Raw genomic sequence first — 17,230 nt, forward strand, 5'->3', positions numbered from 1 at the left:
TAAACACGGTTTTTGTGTTTGAATGAAATGCTGAAGCGATCGAGACCCTGCTCACTGCAGCTAGACCAGAAAAGCGGAGACGAGCGTTCAGAAACGGAGATATTGGAGCTCTTGAATGGGAACACGCTTTTTGTGTTCCTATGAAAGAGTGAAATATCGCAGTTTCTGCGAGTCGCAGCTAGATCAGAAAAGCGGAAGTGAGCAGTTAGGGTCGACAAGCGCTGGAGGCATTTCATTTAAACACGGTTTTTGTGTTTGAATGAAATGCTGAAGGGATCGAGACCCTGCTCACTGCAGCTAGACCAGAAAAGCGGAGACGAGCGTTCAGAAACGGAGATATTGGAGCTCTTGAATGGGAACACGCTTTTTGTGTTCCTATGAAAGAGTGAAATATCGCAGTTTCTGCGAGTCGCAGCTAGATCAGAAAAGCGGAAGTGAGCAGTTAGGGTCGACAAGCGCTGGAGGCATTTCATTTAAACACGGTTTTTGTGTTTGAATGAAATGCTGAAGGGATCGAGACCCTGCTCACTGCAGCTAGACCAGAAAAGCGGAGACGAGCGTTCAGAAACGGAGATATTGGAGCTCTTGAATGGGAACACGCTTTTTGTGTTCCTATGAAAGAGTGAAATATCGCAGTTTCTGCGAGTCGCAGCTAGACCAGAAAAGCGGAAGAGCCCGTTTAGGCCCGACAAGCGCTGGAGCCTCTCAAAAAGAACACGCCCTTTGTGTTCATTTTGAGAGGTGAAGCGATCGAGAGGCTGCCCACTGCAGCTAGATCACGAAAAGCGGAAGTGGGCGTCTAGCCTCGACAAGCGCTGGAGCCCTATAAATTGAACACGTTCTTTGTGTTATAACCAATCTCAAAAGGCCAGAAGTGATTTTCCCTTCTGGCCTTAATCATGCTTATTTTTCCGAATCCCAAACAAGTCCAGTTGAAGCTAGTAATACTTCGCCTTCAAAAATACGTTTCGCATCAATTTCTAACTCCATTACATTTCCGAAGTGTGGGAGATGGGTCAGCATCAGTGTTGAGACGTTCGCTTCTTTTGCAATGCTAGCTGCATCTGTGCTATTCATATGTCCCATTGCAGATCCATCCATATCACTGTATAGGTTACATTCGGAAATTAGCAAATCAGCTCCGTTTGAAAAGGGTGCAAACTCTTTTTTATAACTTGAATCAGCTGTAAATACCATTGAATGATTTCCATCAGTTACTCTCATGGCGTAACACTTTACTGGGTGATTTGTTTCAAGAAAAGTGATTGTAAATGGTCCTAATTCAAGTTCATCTTCTTCTTTATAAGGTCTCGCTTCGGTATATGGCTGATGATTCAAACTTTGGAATTCTGCCTCATCGTAAGGATGTGCATAAATAGGGAGAACCGGGAGCTCCGATCCTATTTTTGATTGAATAAGCCTTCCGTGATAAAGTACACCCGTATCTGCAATATGATCGGGATGATAGTGACTAATCAATACACTGTCGAGTTCTTCTACAGGAAGATGATACTGAAGTTGTGATAGCACTCCGCTGCCGCAGTCAATCAACAAATTGTATCCGTTATGCTGTACAAGGTATCCTGCACTTGCTTCACCTGCTTTAGGATAACCTCCCCATGGACCAAGCACTGTTACTTTCATTCTTTTTCACGCTCCTGTTTCTTCTTTTCCAAAAGGGCTCTAGCCGTATATTGATCTGTTACAAGAATATTGGCATATCCGCCTTGTAAAGCTCCGTAGATTGCTTCTATTTTCTTCGGTCCACCAGCAGCTAGTATAGATTTCTCTTTTCTTGAAAGCTCTTCAAGATCAATTCCAATTGTGCGGGCATTTAATTCTTTATGAATAACCTTTCCTCTCTCATCAAAAAAACGAGAGCATATTTCTCCTACTGATTTAGAATGAATCGTATCTAATTCCTGCTCTGATACATACTCAGCTTGTACGATAACAGAATCATTAGTAGGTATACCTACACTAAATAAAGCAATATTCGCATTTCTACCCATGTCTAATACTTTTCGAATATGTCGATCTTCCTCCAAGGTTTGCTTAACAAGGAGATGATCCACGATGGCTGGAACAGGTAAAAAGTGACTAGTAGCATGAAACGCTCTACCTAGCATCTGGATGATTTCGTATGCATAGGTGTTCGTTTCGGAATAGCTGATGCCACCATTTAACTGAACGACCGATACATTCTTAAGTAGCTTATGACGTAGGTTTTTTCCAACCTCGTTTAGCGTTGTTCCCCATGAAACACCAATCAAATCGTTATCCTGTAAAGTTGAATTTAAGTAATCAGCAGCAACTTTTCCAATCTGTTTTTTAACAATACGGTCTTCAAATTGAGGGACAATCGTCACCCTGGCATCTAACAACCCAAAAGTGTCTGCCAACTCTAAAGCAAGCTTGTTAACATCCTGTGAAGGATCATGAATGGTAATTTCCACAATACCTTCCGCTTTAGCCTGCTTTAGTAAGCGAGACACAGTTGGTCTAGAAACAGAAAGCTTTTTGGCGATCTCTTGTTGACTATTGTCTAATTGGTAGTACAGACGAGCTGCTTCAACTACCTTTACAAGTTTATCTTTATCCATAGCAACACCTTTAAATAGTTGATTTCTTTCACATGTTAAGAAAGAGGCTTTCAGAAAGACAATTTACGCCTTCTGAAAGCCCCTTACTAAAAAGTGTCATTTACCATAGATAGCGGATTAGAACCTGCTCTTATATGGCAAAGAAAATGTCACTTCTTTATCTTGATAGCATTGCTTTAACTTTGTTAACTACATTCTCAGGTGTAAATCCAAATTCCTTAATAATTGTATCACCAGGAGCTGATGCACCAAAGCGATCAATTGCAAGGATATCACCTTTTTGGCCAACGTACTTATCCCAGCCAAATGATACTCCCATTTCAATACCAAGGCGAGCAGTTACACCTTCTGGCAATACGCTCTCTTTGTAATCAGCTGATTGCTTTTCAAAACGATCCCAGCTTGGCATGCTAACAACAGAAGCTGAGATGCCTTCTTTTTCAAGAAGCTCTTGTGCTTCAACAGCAAGCCCTACTTCAGATCCTGATGCAAGTAGGATTGCTTCAGCATTTTCCCCACCAGCTACTACATAAGCACCACGTTTAACACCCTCGTATGCTTGCTCATGTGAGTTTGTTACAACCGGCAGGTTCTGACGAGAAAGCACAAGTGCAGTTGGGTGATCGGTTGCTTCAACAGAAAGCTTCCAAGCAGCAGCTGTTTCATTTCCATCCGCAGGACGGATCACTGATAGACCAGGCATTGCACGAAGAGATGCAAGCTGTTCAACAGGTTCGTGAGTTGGACCATCTTCTCCTACAGCAACACTATCATGAGTAAAGACGTACGTTACTGGCGTACCCATTAAAGCAGATAGTCGAAGTGCAGGACGAAGATAGTCAGAGAATACGAAGAACGTTGCTCCAAAGATACGAAGACCTTTATGAAGAGCGATACCGTTCATTGCTGCAGCCATTCCGAATTCACGAACACCGAACCAAATATTGCGTCCACTATAGTCAGCAGGTGAGAAATCTTTTTCATCTTTTAACATTGTTTTGTTAGAAGAAGCAAGGTCTGCTGAACCACCGAAGATTTGTTTGTTGTTCTTTGCAATCGCATTAAGAACTTCTCCAGAAGCGGCACGAGAAGCAGTGCTCGTTCCTTTTTCATATGAAGGAATTTCGCTGTCCCAACCTTCAGGAAGCTCATTATTTAATGCAGCTGTTAATTGTTTTGCAAGTTCAGGATACTTCTCTTCGTAGCTTGAGAAAAGTTCATTCCATTCTTGTTCTTTCTTACTTCCAGCTTCTTTAAAGTCAGCAAACTGACCTTTTACTTCTTCGGGGATATAGAAATCTTCTTCGTAAGACCACTCGTAGTTTTCTTTAACAAGTGAGATCTCATCTTTTCCAAGTGGAGCACCATGAGAAGTGTTTTTGCCACCTTTATTAGGTGAACCAAAGCCAATTGTTGTTTTAACTTCAATTAATGTTGGTTGCTCTGTGTTGCTTTTTGCTTGTTTAAGCGCATCAGCAATAGCAGCCATATCGTTGCCATCTTCAACGCGAATAACCTGCCATCCATAAGCTTCATAACGTTGTTGCACGTTCTCTGAGAACGATTGGTCAAGATCACCATCTAGAGAAATATCGTTTGAATCGTACATCACAATAAGACGTCCGAGCTTCAAGTGCGCAGCAAGTGACGCTGATTCTGATGATACGCCCTCCATAAGGTCACCATCACCACAAATGCTAAATGTGTAGTGATCGACTACATTAAAGTTATCACGGTTATATGTTGCAGCTAGATGACGTTCAGCCATGGCCATACCTGTAGCCATTGCAAGTCCCTGTCCAAGTGGTCCAGTCGTTGCGTCAACTCCTGGTGTTTCACCGAATTCAGGATGTCCTGGCGTATTGCTTCCCCATTGGCGGAATGATTTAAGATCTTCCATTGTTACATCATAACCAAACAAGTGTAGCATGCTGTAAAGAAGAGCCGAGCCGTGTCCAGCAGAAAGGACAAAACGGTCGCGGTTAAACCAATTTGGATTAGAAGGGTTGTGGTTCATAAACTGACTCCATAGCGTATAAGCCATAGGTGCAGCCCCCATTGGCATACCTGGGTGTCCTGAGTTAGCTTTCTCAACTGCATCGATAGCTAGCGTACGAATCGTGTTAACAGCAAGTGAATCCATTTGAGTCGTTGTCATATGTATACACTCCTTTTTTTATTATGAAATTTAGTAAAATCCAATATGAACAAATGTACATCTGTAATTATACAATACTAGAACAAAAAGAAAAAGGAAACCGATCACATTTCCTACTATTTTCTTTACCACAGAATTATCTTCCCTCGAAAAGATTCATTCAATCCTTCTATTTTTGAGAAGATGAAAAAGCGTGAGCATTTGCTCAAGCTTTCTCACTATCATTAGGTTCTATAGTAAATATGCTCTTACTTCATAAGGGCGCATAGTTGAGTGATGATCCAAAGATTTCGGAGCATCTGAATAGTTAGTAATCAAAATCTCCCCACCGTTAAATTTTTCTGGGAGAGTCATGGGACATGTTTCTTTAGAGAAGTTTGCAGCAAGAAGTAATGTTGTATCGTTGGATGATCGTGAATACACAAATAGGTTTTCGTGATTCTCTAATAATAACTGATAATCACCATGAATAATAACAGGGTACTCTTTGCGCATGCGGATTAACTTCTGATAGAAATAGAAAACCGAATTTTCATCACTCAATGCCTTCCTAGCATTAAGATCCTGATAATTCTCATTTACTTTAAGCCATGGGGTCCCAGTAGTAAATCCTGCATTTACTTCATTCGTCCATTGCATCGGCGTTCTCGCGTTATCACGCCCTTTTTTGTGAATGGCTTCAATCACATCTTGTGGGTTCTTCCCCTTTTCAATTACTTCTTCCTTATACATGTTCAGAGTCTCAATATCTTCATACTCTTCAATTGAATCGAAATACACATTCGTCATTCCAAGTTCTTGGCCTTGATAGATATATGGCGTACCTTGAAGAAAGTGGAGCCATGCAGCTAACATCTTCGCAGATTCCACTCGATACGTGCCATCATCTCCAAAGACAGATACTGAGCGAGGCTGATCGTGGTTTTCCATATAAAGACTGTTCCAACCTTTACCGTGAAGCTCTGTTTGCCACTTTGAAATAATCCTTTTTAATTCTGTTAGTTTCCATGGTTGCTGATCCCATTTTCCTCCTGGACCGCTTGTCACATCCATATGTTCAAACTGAAACAGCATATTAACGATCCCAGACTCTTCATTTGTATATCTTTTTCCATCCTCAGGTGTTGCCATAGGCATCTCACCGACAGTCATGGCATCATAATGTTGAAGGACCTTCTCATTCATTTCTTTCATATAATCCATAAATTTAGGACCATTAACAAAATAATCCCCGCCCCATTGGTAACGTTCAGGAGACGTTATTTCTGCATCAGGAAGCTGTGGGTCTTTGGATATTAAATTGATAACATCCATTCGAAAGCCATCAACTCCTTTATCAAGCCAGAACGTCATAAGGTCATAAATTTCTTGTCTAAGTTCTTTATTTTCCCAATTCAAGTCAGGCTGCTTATTAGAGAAAAGATGTAGAAAATACTCATTGCTCACTTCATCATAATCCCAAGCAGAACCACCAAAGAAAGAACCCCAGTTATTCGGAGGTTGTCCATCTTTTCCAGGATGCCACATATAATAATCACGATATGGATTGTCCTTAGACTTTCTTGCTTCAGTAAACCAGGCGTGTTCATCAGATGAGTGATTCACTACAAGATCCATCACAAGACGGATCCCTCTTTTGTGCATACCGTCTAGCATTTCCTCCCAATCATCCATTGTTCCAAACTCGTCCATAATCGTTCGATAATCACTGATGTCATATCCATTATCATCGTTGGGAGATTGATAAACAGGTGACAACCAAACAACATCAATACCAAGCTCTTTTAAATAATCTAGCTTTTCTGTAATGCCTTTGATATCACCAATTCCATCTCCATTGCTATCATTAAAGCTTCTAGGATAAATTTGATAGACAACGCTTTCTTTCCACCACTGTTCTGCCATCTTGTTCCCTCCTGATTTCTAACTGTGAAAGACTAGTCAATTCATGTGCAAACGTTTTCGCTAATCATTATAATAAAGTTCATCGTCTACTACAACTCTTACTAAATGACTCTTTCCTAAAAGATTGTTGCTTTTGATACAAATATTGAAAAAAACTACACTTAGTGAATGGAGCGGAAGGAGGCTCAAGTTTCCCGCCCCGCGGAAAGCGAGCATCCTGAAGCGGAAATTAACCCACGCTTATAGCAAAATGCATACGAAAAGAGCATACTAAATCGAATGAAACTGCATAACAAGACCTGATCTTTTTTAAATGCGTCATTACTTGTTATACTATAGTAAATCTAAAATAGCGTTTAATTCTACTAGTTGCTAGTTAAAAACAAGGAAGCTTTCTCGGAGGGAGATCATAACAGCCATGAGCATCATTCAAGTTAAAGATCTAAAAAAATCATTCGGAGACTTAGAAGTATTGAAAAGCATTAATACAGATGTTAAGGAGAAAGAAGTTGTCTGCGTGGTCGGACCTTCAGGGTCAGGAAAAAGTACGTTTCTCCGCTGTTTGAATAAATTAGAAGAAATTACAGGTGGAAGTGTTATCGTAAATGGGTACGATATTTCAGACCCAAAAACGAATATTAATAAAGTGAGACAAGATGTGGGCATGGTTTTTCAACACTTTAACCTTTTCCCACATAAAACAGTGCTTCAAAACATTACATTAGCTCCCTTGAAAGTTAAAGGAGAAAACAAAGATAACTCTACGAAAAAAGCACTTGATCTTCTTGAAAAAGTTGGTCTTAAAGACAAGTCTGAAAGCTATCCTGGTGAGCTATCAGGAGGTCAGAAGCAGCGTGTCGCTATTGCACGTGCACTCGCAATGGAACCAAGCGTTATGCTCTTCGATGAGCCTACTTCCGCACTCGATCCAGAAATGATTGGAGAGGTGCTTGAAGTTATGAAACAACTTGCCAAAGAGGGTATGACGATGGTTGTTGTAACTCATGAGATGGGATTTGCTCGTGAAGTTGGTGATCGGGTCATTTTTATGGACGGCGGTTATATTGTTGAAGAAAACGTGCCTAACGAACTTTTCTCTAACCCTCAGAACGAGCGTACCAAAGCATTCTTAAGTAAAATTCTATAAAAAAGCGTGCAGGATCGATCTAATCCTGCACGCTTTTTTATATTAGGCTCTTTTCTAAAAGATTGTTCTTTAGAGAACACCACACTTCGCTAATTGAAGCGGAAGGATGCTCGACTCCTGCGGGACTAGTGGGACAGGTGAGACCCCTCAGGAGCGTTAGCGACGAGGAGGCTCAAGTGTCCCGCCCCGCGGAAAGCGAGCATCCTGGAGCGGAAATTCACCCACTCTTATAGCAACAACTTACAAGCCTTTTATTATAAGTAGAAAACCTATTCTACTTTATCAATTACATCGAATATTTCACGAGATTCAAATAAATCAACGACCTTATTTAACCACTCATAGTACCCTAAAGCATAGGACATTCGATCCAGATCTTCTTGAGCAGTTATTCTTTTTTCATGAGGTATATCATCTTCGAGCAACTCCATTAATTCGGTAATAGATTCCTTGCAGGCATCACGATTCATCTCAATTCCTTTTCGCCAATGAATGCAGAAAAAATCGGTAAAGGTTTGATACCAGTCTGATTTTACTTCGTATAGATCTTTACGTTCCCCTTTTCTCCATACTTTCTCAATCATATTTAGGTCGAGTAATGTTCGAACACCGGTCGACATACTTGTCTTACTCATTTGAAGTTTGTCTTTCATTTCGTCTAATGTCATTGGCTCCTTCTCAAAGAACATAGCACCATACAACCTCCCTACAGAAGGAGTTACGCTATATATGTCCATGTTTTTAGAGATTGAATCAATCACTCTTTCGCGAGCATTCTCCAGTTTTTCATCTTCCAAACTATACACCTACTTTTTCTTTCATTTGTCATTTCATAGTGTATGGTTAACCGTAACAATTGTAAAGTTCACCTATGAAGCTACTAGCATTTAGTAGCATTCTAGAAGATACTTAAGGATTTTACCGTTTAGATTGTACAGTTTTTTCTGTATGTACTGAATTACCTGAATTTGAGCACTCACGCCATTTGTAGGATGATAGACCCAAACCCTATACTTAATAGGTCGGTAAAAAAAGACTAGTAAATGACTGATTATCGTAAATTTCGACATATTTCAGTGATTTTTGTAACTTTAACCGTTGAAATTTATTAATAAAGGCAGAGGTGAGACTATGGAAAAAGCCAAAATTACTGTAAAAGACGTAACAAAAGTTTTTGGCAAATCGCCCAAACAAGCAGTTAAACTGTTAGATCAGGGCAAATCAAAAAGTGAAATTTTAAAAGAGACCGGAAATACGGTTGGTGTTAACCGCGCAAGTTTTGACGTATATCCCGGTGAAATCTTTGTCATCATGGGGCTATCAGGTAGTGGGAAATCAACACTAGTCCGATTGCTCAATCGATTAATTGAACCTACTTCAGGTCAGGTTCTCATTGATGATGAAGATATCGTCAGGATGAAACCTGAACAGCTTCGGGAAGTCAGACGTAAGAAGCTTAGTATGGTATTCCAACGTTTTGCTCTCTTCCCCCATCGTACTGTACTTGAAAATACAGAATACGGTCTTGAAGTACAAAACATTGGCAAAGAAAACAGAGCGAAAAAAGCTCAGGAATCACTTGAACTTGTTGGATTAAAAGGTTATGAAAATAGCTTCCCTTCAGAACTAAGTGGTGGTATGCAGCAGCGTGTTGGTCTAGCTCGTGCCCTTGCTAATGACCCTGATGTACTTCTAATGGATGAAGCATTTAGTGCTCTTGATCCGCTAATTCGTAAAGATATGCAAGATGAGCTGCTTGAACTTCAGGAATCCATGGAGAAAACAATTGTCTTCATTACGCACGACTTAGACGAAGCCCTTCGAATAGGTGATCGAATTGCCTTAATGAAAGACGGCTCTATCGTTCAGATCGGTTCCCCAGAAGAAATTATGACGAATCCTGCTAACGATTACGTTGAACGTTTTGTTGAGGATGTTGATCTTTCGAAAGTATTAACTGCTTCTAACGTTATGAAGCGAGCAGAAACACTAAGAGCAGATCGCGGACCGCGAGTTGCGCTGCAACTTATGAAAGATAAAGGTCTATCTAGTCTGTATATTGTTGACAAAAAACAAAAACTTCTCGGAGCCATTACGGCAGACGATGCAGCTAAAGCCATTGACTCTCAAAAAGACATTAACGATATCTTGATTACAGACTTGCACACTGTTACACCAGATACATTATTAACGGATATGTTTACGAAGATGGCAGACTCTTCTCTACCTCTTCCAGTTATAGATGAAGCCGATAAATTTAAAGGGATCATTGTTCGCGGTGCAGTAATTGGAGCACTTGCAGGCAACGAGACTGAATCAACGAAAAGCGAGGTGAGCTAAATGCAGTTATTTCCTAAAATCCCACTAGCTGACTGGGTCGATCGTTTTGTTGATATGCTAACGGATAATCTTGAACCACTATTTGATGGTATTACTTCAGGAATTGATTGGTTCGTAGAAGGAATCGTTTCCATCTTGGCATTTCCACCAGCACTTGTACTCATTGCAATCTTCACGATTCTTGCATGGTGGTCAAGCAGATGGCCTGTGGCGATCTTTACATTTCTAGGATTGTTGTTGATCGATAACCTCGGTTACTGGGATCCTACTCTCGATACATTGGCACTTGTCCTAACCTCCGTGATTATATCAATTATACTCGGAGTGCCACTCGGTATTTGGGCATCACAAAGTGATCGATTTAGAGGAATTATAACGCCAATTCTGGATTTCATGCAGACGATGCCAGCATTCGTCTATTTAATTCCAGCTATTCTATTCTTCGGAATTGGAATGGTACCAGGTATTATTGCATCGGTAATCTTTGCGATGCCTCCTACTATTCGTCTAACGAACCTTGGTATCCGCCAGGTTCCAGAGGACTTGATTGAAGCATCCAACGCGTTTGGATCAACAACTAAGCAGAAATTATTTAAGATACAACTTCCACTAGCAACTCCAACGATTATGGCTGGTATTAACCAGAGCATTATGCTATCTCTTTCGATGGTTGTTATTGCATCCCTAGTTGGTGCACCAGGTCTTGGAGCGGATGTTTATCGAGCCGTAACACAGATTAAAGTTGGTATTGGTTTTGAAGCTGGTCTAGCTATTGTTATTCTTGCAATCATGCTTGATCGGATTTCTCAAAATATAGGTAAAACTAAAAACTAAGGGGGAATTACATGTTTAACTTTAAAAAAGGTCTAACAGGACTTGCACTATTTCTTTCACTCACATTAATTCTAGCTGCTTGCGGCGGAAACAATAGCGGTGATAGCAGCGAAGGATCAAGCGAAAGCGGTTCTTCTGTTGGAGAAGAAATGGATTATGAAATTGTCGGAATTGAACCAGGCGCCGGTATTATGAAAGCTACTACTTCCGCAATTGAAGAATACGATAGCCTAAAAGGTTGGGAACTAATTGAATCATCATCTGCAGCGATGGCAGCAGAACTTGGTAAAGCAATTGAAGACGAAGAACCAGTTATTGTAACAGGTTGGACACCGCATTGGATGTTTGCAAAATATGACCTTAAATATCTAGAAGACCCACAAGGTCTTTACGGTGAAGAAGAGAACATCGAAACATTTGCACGCGATGGCCTAAAAGAAGACAAGCCTTCTGCTCACACCATTCTTGATCAATTCAAATGGTCTCCTGAAGATATGAATGCCGTAATGGTAGAAATTCAAGAAGGTGCTCAGCCAGAAGAAGCTGCTAAGAATTGGGTAAATGAGCATACCGATATGGTAGAAGAATGGACAAACGGTGCAGACGAAGTTGAAGGTGAAGAAATTTCTCTAGCTTACGTTGCATGGGATTCTGAGATTGCTAGTACTAATGTTGTTGCTCAAGTTCTTATGAGCATGGGTTATGATGTAGAATTGACACAACTTGATGCAGCTTCAATGTTTATCGCAGTATCTGAAGGTGATGCTGATGCTATGGTAGCTGGATGGCTTCCAATTACTCATGCTGACCTTCTAGATGAATATGGTGACACAATGGAACGTCTAGGACCAAACCTTGAAGGTGCTAAGACTGGCCTTGTTGTTCCATCTTATGTAGAAGCAGATTCTATTGAAGATCTAAAGCCAGCTGAATAATAACACCAAAAAGGTGCTGACAATATTGTCAGCACCTTTTTTTAGTAATCGATTAAGTTTTTGTTTTTCAAGAATTCAATGGCTACATCTTCTGGCTCTTCACCATCCATGTCAACTTTCGCATTCATCTCAGCCATTTCTTCTTCAGAAATATTTCCAGCAAATTCATTCACTACTTTCTCAAGATTAGGATGCGAATCTAGAACTTCTTGTCGTACTACTGGAGCTGCATAATAAGGTGGGAAGAACTGCTTATCATCTTTCGTCGTAACAAGATCAAATCTAGCAATACGTCCATCTGTCGTAAACGCTGGAATAACGTCTACTTCACCTTCATTAAGAGCATCGTACATAATATTAGGATCAAGACTTTCAGTTCCTTTGAAATTAAAGCCATAAGCGTCTACTAGTGTTTCATAGCCATCTTCGCGCTCATAGAATGAATGAGGTGCCCCAAACACCATTTCATCTGATTTTGAAATAAGGTCTGAGAAATTCTCAGCATTTAAGCCTTCGTTTGTTTCTTGAGTTAATGCAAGAGTATATCCATTTTCGAAACCAAGAGGTTCAAGCCATACAAGGTTATACTCTTCTTTGTATCCTTGTTTAACACGCTTAAAGATATCATCTGCTGATTCACTGGAATCAGCAGTTTCTTTTAAAACGGCTTCAAGGCCAGTTCCTGTATATTCAACATACATATCAATATCTCCATCTACAAGAGCCTGTTGAAGAATATTAACCTCACCAACTCCAGCATCTACTTCAACTTCATAATCACTGTTTGCTTTTATGTATTCAGCGAGTATGTATGGTAGGATATACTGCTCTGTCCATGGCTTTCCAGAAATAACAATTGGATCACTTTCTTCGCTACCGCTGTTGCCACCACATGCAGCAAGAACCATCACTATTCCAATCAAAAGCATTGCGAATCTTTTCAATCAAATCTCTCCCTTTATTTTTTGGCTTTAACCCCTTTAGGAGTTGCAGCATTTTCGAGTAGCTTCAGAATTAAATCAAAACCAAGTGCAAGAATGGTTGCTGGTAGTGCACCAGCTAACACAAGTTCATCTTTATTGGATGTAAGCCCTCTGTAAATAATATCACCAAGGCCACCAGCCCCAACAAAGGTTGCAAGTGTTGCTACACCTATCGTTAACACGGTTGCTGTTCGCACACCTGCCATAATCACAGGAAGCGAGAGCGGCACTTCAATTTTCATTAATATTTGCAAATCGGTCATGCCCATTCCTCTTCCAGCTTCTATAGAAGATTGATCAACGGACGTGATGCCTGTATACGTATTTCTTAAAATAGGTAGTAATGCGTAAACAGTTAAAGCAATAATTGCTGTCGTGTTCCCAATACCTAGAAAAGGAATTAAAAACCCAAATAAAGCAAGACTAGGAACCGTTTGAAAAATAGCTGTAACTGCTATAAAGGGTTCTGCTAGTTTCTTCCTTCTTGAGATGAAAATACCAAGTGGAACGGATATTAAAATAGCAATGACGATTGAGATAAATGATAAGAATAGATGCTCCTGAAGCGCAACAAAAATATCATCCCAGCGACTTTGTACGATATCAATAAATAGGACGAAAAAGTTTTCTTCATTCATTCAGGGCACCCTCCTCTCGATAGCTATGCTGCTCAAGTCCCGCTAACCCACGCATCATACTACTTCTTGTCACTAAGCCTACAAGCTTGCCTGCTTCTACTACTGGAATGCTAATCGGCTCTTTTTCTGCAAACCGTTTTGCAATTTCAGGATATAGTACACCAGGAAGAATTGGTTCAACTTTCTCAATAAGGTCGTGGATTCGTTTGTTATCATCATCATAATGGTTTTGAACGTGTTCTATCGTAACAACTCCTTTGTATTCTTGATCTGGACCTGTTACAACAAGGCTGTCTACTTGTTCAGATTTCATGAATCTAAACGCTTCAGCAAGTCCTCGACTTTCTTTAACAGTAGCTACTTTCCGAATCATTAAATCGACAGCTGATGGAGTCTGTCCCTTAGCCATCCGTTCATCTCCAATGAAGTTACGAACGAATTCATTCTTAGGATGCCTGAGCAAACGATCAGGTGTATCAAGCTGGAGAATTTCTCCATCTTTCATTATAGCAATTCGATCGGCAATCTTCATGGCCTCGTCCATATCATGTGTCACAAAAACAATAGTCTTCTGGATTTCTTTTTGTAACTTAACAAGCTCATCCTGAAGCTGTTCGCGACTAATCGGATCAAGTGCGCTGAAGGGCTCATCCATTAGAATGATGGGTGGTTCTGCTGCAAGAGCGCGAATAACTCCTACTCGTTGTTGCTGACCTCCGCTTAGTTCAAGTGGATAGCGTGATCTAAAAGTGGAAGGTTCAAGGCCCACAAGATTAAGCAATTCGTCGATTCTTTTTTCTGTTTTATTTTTGTCCCATTTTTTTAAATTGGGTATCAATGCGATATTTTCTGCAATTGTCATATGTGGAAGCAGACCAATTTGTTGAATAACATAGCCTATGTTTCGTCTAAGCTCAACTGGGTTCTGCTCAGAAATAGGTTTGCCATCAATGTGAATCTGACCCCCGCTTGGTTCGATCAGCCGGTTAATCATTTTCATAGTTGTTGTTTTTCCGCAACCACTAGGACCGATTAACGTTAATAATTCTCCTTTTTCAATATGTAAGTTAATATCCTTTAGCGCCTCTGTTCCATCAGGGAACTTTTTACTAATATGCTCAAATGTAATCATTCTATCGCTTCTCCTGCCTCCCTAAAATCCATAGCTTCATTATATTTACCCTTTTCTAGATTACTATTAAACCAATTAACGTGTTCACCTGCAACTTTATTACTATTACTGTATCGTTTTTCCAATCAATTTTCAAAAAAAGAAGTCTTCTCAATGTGTTGAGAAGACTCCTAGTTTTACTATTCGTTCAAAGCTGGTTCCAATCCTTGTTTTTTGTGCTTCTTCAATTGGAAGAAGAAAAATAAAATTGTACCGACGGCAAAAATCACAATAAATCCTAATAGAACATATACGTTTTGCCACATGTAAGCAATATCACCACTTGAAATGACTGCTTTCAAACCTGAAACAGTATACGTCATAGGTAACCATATATTAAACACTTGCAAGCCTTCTGGTATTAATTCAATTGGGAATGTACCAGCACTTGTCGTCAGTTGTAAGATCAAGATGATAATGGCTACAAATCGTCCTGGATCCCCCAGTGTAGTAACGAAAAATTGAATTAGCGTCATATAAGCAAGACTTGATACGATGGAGAATAATAGGAACAACGGTACACTTTGAACTTCAATCCCAAGTCCATATAATAACAATGCATCTGCAACTAACGATTGAATAACTCCAACGGTTAGAAGAATACCATATTTACTCAAGAACCAACCAATAGCAGTACGTGGATTGCCAGCTGGCTCGCGTAACGGGAACACAATTGACATTAATAGCGCTCCTACAAATAGACCAAGTGATAAGAAGTATGGTGCAAATCCTGTCCCATAATTCGGTACAGATGACACAGCTTCTGTATTAACATCCACTGGATCAGCAAACATATTGTATGTTTCATCATCAGCTTTTGTTTTCGAAGTCTCTTCTGCAGCATCACCAAGTTTGTCACGAAGCTCTGCTGATCCGTCTGTTAAATCTTTCGCTCCGTTATCAAGTTTCTTAGATCCGTCTGCTAATTGACTTGCCCCTGAGGATAATTCATTTGATCCACCCTCAAGCTTGGAAAGTCCATTTGAAAGCTCTTTTGATCCACTAGACAACTCATTCATACCAGAATTAAGTTGATTTACATTATCAATCATTGTCGCCCAACCTGATGCAACTGTACTGTTTCCGTCGGCAACTTTTTCTGCACCATTATGAAGTTGATTTACACTTTCTTTCGCTTGATTAAGGCGCTCACCATAGCTAACAAGACCTTCTTCTAATTGCGCCTGACCTTCATAGAGATCAGTTGCACCCTTTGCTAAAGCTTTCTGACCTTCTAGAAGAGCATTAGCATTTGCTGATGCATTAGACAGTTTCTCAGAAAGAGTTGTAAAACGCGTTGCTACATCTCCAATAGATTTAGCAGCAGAACCTGATTTCTCAGCAATTGGTTTTAACTGACTAATAAGCTCTTGTTTCTGCTCATCCGTATATTGGTCATTCGTTTGGATCGATTCAATGACTGCCTGAAGTTCTTGTGGAACTTCTTTCGCCTTTGTACCACCGCTTGTTAAAGACTCTTTCAATCCTGCAGTATCTACACTATTTGGAGATGAATTCTCTAATTTCGTAACAGTCTGATTCAAACCGTCCATCAGTTTTTTTGATCCTGCTTTGCTATCTTGTACACCTGTAAGGAGCTTTTCTTGTCCTGATTTGAACTGGTTCATTCCGTTACTAAGCTCTACAATACCATTACTTACCTGATGTGAGCCATCAGCTAACTGGTTAATTTCAGGTTGTTTCTTCTCTAAACCGTTTAATAGATCTGTTGATCCTTGGTTTGCCTCGCTAATACCATTTGCAAGATCAATGGATCCACTTTCTGCACTACTAAGACCATTTGTTAACTCAATTGAGCCTTCATTAAGCACAGCTAAATTATCTTTCAACTGCTTTGTACCATCTTTCAGCTCAGATGATCCGTCAGCTAGGTCCCCTGCACCGTCCGATGCGTCTGACAACCCATCAGCAATTTCACTAAACTTATCAAACACTACTTCACTATAATTCTCAGTAATATTTTGAGCGATTTGCGATTTAATTTCCTTTACAGCCGTACCACCAATTTGCCCTGCAAGGAAGTTAAAACTTTCATTTGGAACATATTCGAGGTTCAATTTATCCGGATGCTCATCAAGAACAGTAGTAGATTTTTCGGAAAAATTGTCCGGAATTTGGATCTTCATGTAATAAGTCTGATCTTGAAGACCCTCATTCGCTTCTTTCTCACTTACAAACTCCCATTTAAAATCAGGTTCTTCTTTTAACCTATCTACTAATTCATTACCAATCTCTAAATGTTCTCCTTCAAAATCAGCACCCTCATCATTATTCACAACTGCTACTGGAATTTCGTTGAGGTTTTCATATGGATCCCAGAATGCCCATAGAAACATCCCACTATAAAGAACTGGAATAAACAAAACTGCAATAACTGGGATTAAAATCTTTTTATTTTTGAGTAATGATGACCATTCCGAACGAAATTGACGAAATGATTTTTTCATATTATATCCTCCTGTCTAATTGACCGTTTTTCTCATTTGGTCATTTTG

Annotated in this window: 13 protein-coding genes; 4 read left to right on the forward strand and 9 right to left on the reverse strand. The window is 40.0% G+C overall.

Features of this window, described 5'->3' with window-relative positions:
- Positions 1-903: 903 nt before the first annotated feature.
- The 4 genes from AB986_RS18930 to AB986_RS18945 all read right to left on the reverse strand — a co-directional run bounded on the left by AB986_RS18930 (position 904) and on the right by AB986_RS18945 (position 6,666).
- Positions 904-1,644 carry an MBL fold metallo-hydrolase gene (locus AB986_RS18930; RefSeq protein ID WP_048313176.1) on the reverse strand — a complete coding sequence of 247 codons (741 nt, stop codon included), beginning with the start codon at positions 1,642-1,644 and terminating at the stop codon, positions 904-906.
- A complete protein-coding gene (deoR, locus tag AB986_RS18935) occupies positions 1,641-2,603 on the reverse strand; it encodes a DNA-binding transcriptional repressor DeoR (protein WP_048313177.1) in 963 nt (320 codons plus the stop codon). Before deoR ends, AB986_RS18930 begins: the two co-directional genes overlap by 4 nt.
- Before the next feature lie 157 nt (positions 2,604-2,760).
- On the reverse strand, positions 2,761-4,761 hold the full coding sequence (tkt, locus tag AB986_RS18940) for a transketolase (RefSeq protein ID WP_048313178.1): 2,001 nt from the start codon (positions 4,759-4,761) through the stop codon (positions 2,761-2,763).
- Between the two features lie 231 nt (positions 4,762-4,992).
- On the reverse strand, positions 4,993-6,666 hold the full coding sequence (locus tag AB986_RS18945) for a glycoside hydrolase family 13 protein (protein ID WP_048313179.1): 1,674 nt from the start codon (positions 6,664-6,666) through the stop codon (positions 4,993-4,995).
- Positions 6,667-7,084: 418 nt separating this feature from the next.
- Between AB986_RS18945 and AB986_RS18950 the strand changes: the two genes are divergently transcribed.
- Positions 7,085-7,813: an amino acid ABC transporter ATP-binding protein gene (locus AB986_RS18950; RefSeq protein WP_048313180.1), complete on the forward strand. Its 729-nt coding sequence runs from the start codon at positions 7,085-7,087 to the stop codon at positions 7,811-7,813.
- Between the two features lie 269 nt (positions 7,814-8,082).
- Here AB986_RS18950 and AB986_RS18955 read toward each other — a convergent pair whose 3' ends face one another.
- A complete protein-coding gene (locus AB986_RS18955; protein ID WP_201779293.1) occupies positions 8,083-8,610 on the reverse strand; it encodes a GbsR/MarR family transcriptional regulator in 528 nt (175 codons plus the stop codon).
- A gap of 334 nt (positions 8,611-8,944) precedes the next feature.
- Between AB986_RS18955 and proV the strand changes: the two genes are divergently transcribed.
- Genes proV through AB986_RS18970 form a run of 3 tightly spaced genes read left to right on the forward strand, consistent with a single transcriptional unit; the run spans position 8,945 to position 11,922 of the window.
- On the forward strand, positions 8,945-10,153 hold the full coding sequence (gene proV, locus AB986_RS18960; protein WP_048313182.1) for a glycine betaine/L-proline ABC transporter ATP-binding protein ProV: 1,209 nt from the start codon (positions 8,945-8,947) through the stop codon (positions 10,151-10,153).
- Positions 10,154-10,987: a choline ABC transporter permease subunit gene (gene choW, locus AB986_RS18965; RefSeq protein WP_048313183.1), complete on the forward strand. Its 834-nt coding sequence runs from the start codon at positions 10,154-10,156 to the stop codon at positions 10,985-10,987.
- 11 nt (positions 10,988-10,998) lie between these two features.
- Complete coding sequence (locus AB986_RS18970; RefSeq protein ID WP_048313184.1) at positions 10,999-11,922, forward strand: glycine betaine ABC transporter substrate-binding protein; 924 nt, start codon at positions 10,999-11,001, stop codon at positions 11,920-11,922.
- A gap of 41 nt (positions 11,923-11,963) precedes the next feature.
- Here the strand turns inward: AB986_RS18970 and AB986_RS18975 are convergent, their stop codons facing one another.
- From AB986_RS18975 to AB986_RS18990, 4 genes are all read right to left on the reverse strand, one after another.
- The gene (locus tag AB986_RS18975) at positions 11,964-12,866 is read right to left on the reverse strand and encodes a glycine betaine ABC transporter substrate-binding protein (protein WP_048313185.1); all 903 of its coding nucleotides are present in this window, start codon (positions 12,864-12,866) and stop codon (positions 11,964-11,966) included.
- A gap of 14 nt (positions 12,867-12,880) precedes the next feature.
- Entirely contained in the window at positions 12,881-13,543 is a 663-nt protein-coding gene (locus AB986_RS18980) for an ABC transporter permease (protein WP_048313186.1), read from the reverse strand.
- On the reverse strand, positions 13,536-14,675 hold the full coding sequence (locus AB986_RS18985) for an ABC transporter ATP-binding protein (RefSeq protein ID WP_048313187.1): 1,140 nt from the start codon (positions 14,673-14,675) through the stop codon (positions 13,536-13,538). The genes AB986_RS18980 and AB986_RS18985 overlap by 8 nt, the downstream gene beginning before the upstream one ends.
- A 179-nt stretch (positions 14,676-14,854) precedes the next feature.
- On the reverse strand, positions 14,855-17,182 hold the full coding sequence (locus AB986_RS18990) for a YhgE/Pip domain-containing protein (RefSeq protein ID WP_048313188.1): 2,328 nt from the start codon (positions 17,180-17,182) through the stop codon (positions 14,855-14,857).
- Positions 17,183-17,230 lie beyond the last annotated feature (48 nt).

It is taken from the genome of Guptibacillus hwajinpoensis, assembly GCF_001039475.1.
Lineage (GTDB): Bacteria > Bacillota > Bacilli > Bacillales > Guptibacillaceae > Guptibacillus > Guptibacillus hwajinpoensis.